This is a genomic window from Corallococcus exercitus (assembly GCF_003611585.1).
In the GTDB taxonomy this organism is placed as follows: Bacteria; Myxococcota; Myxococcia; order Myxococcales; family Myxococcaceae; genus Corallococcus; species Corallococcus exercitus.
In genome coordinates this window covers 1-5,817 of sequence record NZ_RAVW01000532.1, presented here as the reverse complement: position 1 = coordinate 5,817, position 5,817 = coordinate 1, and the positions used below count along the sequence as shown (strand labels likewise).

The following is a 5,817-nucleotide window of genomic DNA, read 5'->3' as shown; positions in this document are numbered from 1 at the left end:
GGGGTGCGTCATGGTGGAGCCTCCTTTCCCCGGGCCAACGCGGCACCCGGTGCGCTCTTACACATGCGTAACCCGCCCTCTGAAGCCCCCGCACGGAAGCGCTCCTTCCACGGAAGGTGGGGCACCGAGCGGCCCTGGGGGTTTGTCCTCCTGGGGCATTTTCCGGTAGGAGGCAGCCCCGACAGCCTGGAGTTCCGGGAGCTTGCGCGGCCGGCCGCACGGGCTCCGCCACGGAATAGCCCGGAAAATCCACTCCGTCCGTATGGCCTGGGAGGCTCGGTCGGGGCCCGACCAGAGAGGGCATCGAATGCGACGCATGTGGGGGACGTGGGGGGTGGCGATGGCCCTGCTCGTCAGCGGCTGTGATGCCATCGACCTGTCGGACATCACCCAGCGCGACGCGAAGACCCGGGTGCGCCCGGAGCCTCCTGGCGAGCACTGCGAGTTCGGCGGGGACGCGGTCCTGACCGGCCTGGACAAGGACCGCGACGGGGAGCTGGACGACGCGGAGGTCACCGCCACCGACTACGTCTGCGACCCGGCCCTCCCCCAGGTCCGCACCCGCGCGCGGGCCGAGCCCCACGGCGCGCACTGCGCGCTGGGAGGACAGGCGGTGCAGTCCGGCCTGGACCGGAATGCCAACGGCCAGCTGGACGACGCGGAGGTCTCCCTCACCGACTACGTCTGCGCCACCACGGTCGCCAACGTGCTCCTGCGCGTGCGGCCGGTGCTCCCGGGCGAGAAGTGCCCCGTGGGCGGCCAGGTGTCACACGCCGGCCATGACGCCAACGGCAACGGGCTGCTGGAGGACGAGGAGATCTCCCAGGAGGTGTACGCCTGCAATGAGCCGGCCCCCGTCCTGTCACGCCTGCGCGTGCTGCCGGCCTTCACCGCGCCGTGCGACGGCGACGACCGGGGAGGCCTCATGCTGGAGGCCGGCGCCGACCTGGATGGCGACGCCGTGCTCGCGACGTCGGAGATCCATGCCACCGCCTACGCCTGCGGCCTGGAGACCTCCGACCTGAAGGTCTACCACGATGGCGAGCCCCCGGGACCGAACTGCGCCCAGGGTGGCACGCGCGTGGACGCCATCCAGGACCGGGACCGCGACGGGGAATTGGACGCGGGCGGCTTCGCGGCCACCGTGTACGTGTGTCAGGCCACGCGCGTGCACGACGGGACCTACGTCGTGGCGAGCCCCGTGGACCTGGTCGCGCTGGAGGGCGTCACCCACCTGCGGGGCGAGCTGATCATCTCCGCGCCCACGCTCACCGACGCCTCGCTCCCGTCGCTGGCCGTCATCGAGGGGAGCTTCACGGCAAAGGGCAACGCCAGCCTGCGGCGGCTGTCCCTGCCCTCGCTGCGCTTCGTGGGCGGCAACGTGGAGGTGCGCTCCAACGCCCGGCTGGACACGCTCGCGCTGGGCACGACAGCGTCGAAGGCCATCCTCTGGGTCGAGCGCAGCCTCATCGTGGAGGACAACCCCATGCTCCCCACGCTGGAGGGGCTGGCGGCGGTGATGCCCCGCGACAGCATCTCCCTGCGCGCGAACAACGCCATGGAGAGGCCCGGCCTGCTGCCCCAGGTCACCGTGCTCCAGGGGTCGCTCGTCATCGAGGACCACCTCCGGATGGACCGGACGCCCTTCGTGAACCTGTCCCAGGTCCACGGAGACGTGCGCATCACGAACAACGCCGCGTTGCTGGGGCCCTTCGGCCTGGAGAACCTGACCCGGGTGGATGGCACGCTGGAGCTGCGCGAGAACACCGTCATGGAGACGCTCCAGCCGCTGGCCCGGCTCGGCTCCGTGGGCGCCCTGGAGCTCATCGGCAACCCCCAGCTGCCGGACACGACGGGCTTCGAGCGTCTCTCCTACGCGGGCCGCATCCACATCCAGGGCAACAAGGAGCTGGTGAGCGCGGGGGACATGCCCATGCTGGAGCAGATCACGCAGGACTTCAGCGTGAAGTACAACGCGAAGCTCCAGCGCGTGCACCACCTGCCCCTCCTGCGGAGCGCGAGCGCGGTGGTCACCGTGGGCAACCCCGTGCTGACGTCCCTGGAGGGCTTCAGCCCGCTGACCCGGCTGACCACGCTGGAGGCGCTGGGCAACGCGGCGCTCACGTCCCTGGGCGACCTGGCACGGCTGCGCGAGCTGGAAGTCCTCAGCCTCCAGGGCAATGGGGCGCTCACGGACTTCGGCCTGCCGGAGCTGGCGCGCGTGTCGCTCTCCTTCGTCGTCGTGGACAACCACAAGCTGCCCACGTGCCGGGCCACCGCGCTCCTGGCGAGCGTGTTCAAGGGCGATCCGGTGACGGGCGTGAACATCGACGCCAACGACGACACGGCGACCTGCCCCTGAGCGGAGCGGCCGGCCGGTTCAGCGGCGGGGCTTGCAGGAACAGTCCAGGCAGCCGTGCGCCGCGCACGCACCGCAGCCGCGCTCCAGCGAACGCTTGAGCGCGAGCCGCGCGCGGTGCAGCCGCACGCCCGCGTTGTTGGCGGTGATGCCCACCTCGCGCGCCACGTCCGGCACCGCGCGCCCCTCCAGGTCCACCTGGCGCACCAGCTCCGCGTACTCGGGCTTGAGCGTGGGGAGCAGCTCCGTGAGGCACGCGCACACCGCGCCCTTGAGCTCCAGGTCGTCGGTGGCGCCGTCCGCGTCACGCGCCTCCACCTCCAGCGCGCGGCCCTCCGCGGCCTGCCGGCGGTGGTGGTCCACGAGGGCGTTGCGCAACAGGCGGTAGACCCACGCCACCGCGCCCTCGCCGTCCTTCAGCGCCCCACCCTTCTCCAGGGTGCGGGCGAAGGCCGTCTGGAGGAGGTCCTCCGCGACGGCCCTGCTGCCCACGCGCCGCTCCACGAAGGCGAGGAAGCGGCGCTGGTGGGCCAGGAGCGCCGCCACCACGTCCTCGCGGTCCGGGGGCAGCCCCGCGTCTGGCCCTTCAGCATCCGTCATGCGACTCCCTGCGACTACGGAGGGCCGTAGCCCTGCACGCGCGAGTTCAGCTCCACCGCGGTGGCGTAGATCTGCGCCCACGCGCGGAACTTGAACTTCGCCATCGCGCCCTTCTGGTCGTTCGCGTAGTCGAACATGTCCTTGCGGAACTGCGCGTCCGCGGCCTTGCGGGCCTCCGGCTTCAGCGGAGTGCCCTTGCGGTCGTAGTAACGCAGCAGGTCGTAGCCGTAGTCGTGCGTCTTGGCCGCCGGGTCGAACTCCTTGTCCGGGCCAATCTTGCCGGGGACGGAGGCGTCGCCGAACGGATCCTGCATTCGCTGGCCGTGCTTCGTCTGGATGGCGTAGGGCTTGTAGCCCATGACCTGCTCGAAGTCCGCCGGGGGCGGGCGCGCGCCGGTGAGGTACTCGCTCATCAGCTTGCCGTGGTCGCCCGGGGGCCCGCTGGTGACGGCGCCCGTGCGCTGGGCGGCGGTGGTGCCGGAGGAGAAGGAGTCCTTCACCACGTTGCGCGCGGTGGGAGCGGGGCGCGCGGCGGTGGACTCCGTACCGGAGGTCAGCGGCTGGCGGACGGGGCTGTTGCGGATGATCATGGGAGCCTGGGGGGAGAAGTCTTCTCGATTTTTCGGAAACCGCCTCCCCAAAGTTGCGGATCATCGCCTGAAGTCGCGCAGAATGCGTGCAACGCACCGCGTGGTGCACTGGAGGACACCGTGGGAAACTACCTGTATTCCGAAGGAATCAAGGAACTGCGCGCTGGCAACTTCGAGAACGCGCAGCGTCTGGTGGAGCAGGCGAAGAAGCAGGGGGACGCTTCCGTGGAAGAGCTCCACGCGATGGCGTTCGCGATGGACGGACACGGCCAGCGCGGCTTCGCCACGGAGCTCCTGCGGGAGGCGCTGAAGCAGCAGCCCTCGGCGGTGGAGCCGGCCTGTGTGCTGGCCATGTTCCACCTGGAGAAGCAGGAGGACGAGCAGGCCGCGGCCATCCTCAAGCCCGCGCTGGCGGCCTCTCCGGACCACCCGAAGGCGAACCTGTGTATGGCCATGGCGCTGGCGAAGACGGAGGCCGCCAAGGCCCGGACGCACGCCGCCAAGGCGATGAAGGACACGGACGCGGACGTCCGCGCGCAGGCGGAGGCGCTGGACAAGGTGCTCGCGCAGCACGAGCCCCGCTAGTTCAGTCCCCGCGCTTGAAGTCCTCCGTGCGGACGCCGTACCGCTTGAGCAGGCGGTGCAGGCTCTCGCGCTCCATGCCCGCGCGCTCGGCCGCGTGGGTGACGTTGCCGGAGAACTCCTGCATCAGCGCGGTGAGGTAGTCGCGCGACACGGCGTCGCGCACGCGGTCCACCGCCTCGCGGTAGGGCTGCTTCGCCAGTGCCTCCGCTGGCAGCGGCCCGGCGGCCGCGGGGGCACGCGCGGTGCCGAGCTCTGGCGGCAGGTCCTCCGGGGTGATGCGGGGGCCCGCCGCCACCGCCGCCGCGCGCGCCACCGCGTTCTGGAGCTGCCGCACGTTGCCGGGCCAGGGCGCGGCGGTGAGTGACTGGAGGGCCTGGGGCGTGAAGCCCTCCAGCTCCGGCCGGTTCGCGGCGGCGAGGAAGTGCATGGCGAGGAGCGCGATGTCCTCGCGCCGCTCGCGCAGGGCGGGCATCCGCACCGTCACGCCGCCCAGCCGGTAGTAGAGGTCCTCGCGGAAGCGGCCTTGCGCCACCTCCTCCGCGAGGTCCCGGTGCGTGGCCGCGACCACGCGCACGTCCACCGTCACCGGCGTGGTGGTGCCCACGCGGCGGATCTCCTTCTCCTGGAGCGCGCGGTTGAGCTTCACCTGCATGGGCAGGGGCAGGTCCCCCACTTCGTCCAGGAAGAGCGTGCCGCCGTGGGCCTCCTCGAAGAGGCCGGCCTTCGCGCCCGTCGCGCCGGTGAAGGCGCCGCGTGCGTGGCCAAAGAGTTCGCTCTCCACGAGCTCCGCGGGCAGCGCGCCGCAGTTCACCGCGACGAAGGGCCTGTCGCGGCGAGGGCTCTCGCGGTGCAGCGCGCGGGCGGCCAGCTCCTTGCCGGTGCCCGTCTCTCCGGTGAGCACCACGGTGAGGTCGCGCGAGGCCACCTGCGCGAGCAGGGCGTGCGTCTTCTGGAGCGCGGGGCTGGTGCCGAAGAGGCCGTGGAAGTCCGGCATGCGCGCCACGCGGGCGGCGAGCCCCCGGGCCTCGCGCTGCTGGCGCTGGCGCTCCAGGGCGCGGGCGACGACGAGGGCCACGTCGTCCGGGTCGAAGGGCTTGGACAGGTAGTCGTAGGCGCCCTCCTTGATGGCCTCCACGGCCTTGGGGATGCTCGCGTAGGCGGTGACGAGGAGGACCTCCGTTTCCGGCGCACGCCGCTTCACCTCGCGCAGCACCGTGAAGCCATCCGCGCCCGGCATCTGGATGTCACTCACCACCACGTCGAACGCGCGCGCGGAGAGCAGGGCCAGCGCCTGGGCACCGTCGGGCGCGGTCGTCACCGCGTACGCATCCCCGAGGATGCGCGCGAACAGCTTGAGCATGTTCTCCTTGTCGTCCACGACGAGGACCGAGGGCTTCGCGTCGCTCATGCCGCCGCCTCCTGTTCACGCGACGGTGGAGGCAGCGACAGCGTGAAGCGCGCGCCGCCCAGGGCGCCCGTGTCCACGTCGATGCGGCCTCCATGCGCCTCCGCGATGGCCTGGCTCACCGCGAGCCCCAGCCCCGTGCCGGAGGGCTTCGTCGTGAAGAACGGCTCGAACAGCCGCGCGTCGGGCTGCACTCCGGGCCCCGAGTCCGACACCGCCACGCGCGCGCTTCCGTCCGCTTCCACCGCGATGCGCACCTCCACCCGTCCTCCCTCCCC

At 71.8% G+C, this 5,817-nt stretch carries 6 protein-coding genes; 2 read left to right on the top strand and 4 right to left on the bottom strand.

The window, feature by feature from the left end; genetic code table 11:
• Positions 1–307 precede the first annotated feature (307 nt).
• Positions 308–2,362 carry a DUF7151 family protein gene (locus tag D7W79_RS37830; RefSeq protein WP_147442251.1) on the top strand — a complete coding sequence of 685 codons (2,055 nt, stop codon included), beginning with the start codon at positions 308–310 and terminating at the stop codon, positions 2,360–2,362.
• Positions 2,363–2,380: 18 nt separating this feature from the next.
• On the opposite strand, the gene D7W79_RS37825 is transcribed toward D7W79_RS37830, so the two are convergent.
• Positions 2,381–2,959, bottom strand: coding sequence for an RNA polymerase sigma factor (locus D7W79_RS37825; protein WP_120530119.1), 579 nt, complete (start codon positions 2,957–2,959; stop codon positions 2,381–2,383).
• 14 nt (positions 2,960–2,973) lie between these two features.
• On the bottom strand, positions 2,974–3,549 hold the full coding sequence (locus D7W79_RS37820) for a phospholipase A2 family protein (protein ID WP_120530118.1): 576 nt from the start codon (positions 3,547–3,549) through the stop codon (positions 2,974–2,976).
• 120 nt (positions 3,550–3,669) lie between these two features.
• Here D7W79_RS37820 and D7W79_RS37815 point away from each other — a divergent pair, with 120 nt between their 5' ends.
• Positions 3,670–4,134, top strand: a complete 465-nt coding sequence (locus D7W79_RS37815; protein WP_120530117.1) for a hypothetical protein — start codon at positions 3,670–3,672, stop codon at positions 4,132–4,134.
• 1 nt (position 4,135) lies between these two features.
• Here D7W79_RS37815 and D7W79_RS37810 read toward each other — a convergent pair whose 3' ends face one another.
• Positions 4,136–5,542, bottom strand: a complete 1,407-nt coding sequence (locus tag D7W79_RS37810) for a sigma-54-dependent transcriptional regulator (protein WP_120530116.1) — start codon at positions 5,540–5,542, stop codon at positions 4,136–4,138.
• On the bottom strand, positions 5,539–5,817 hold a 279-nt coding region (locus D7W79_RS37805), incomplete at its 5' end, for an ATP-binding protein (RefSeq protein WP_244222195.1). The genes D7W79_RS37805 and D7W79_RS37810, both read right to left, overlap by 4 nt.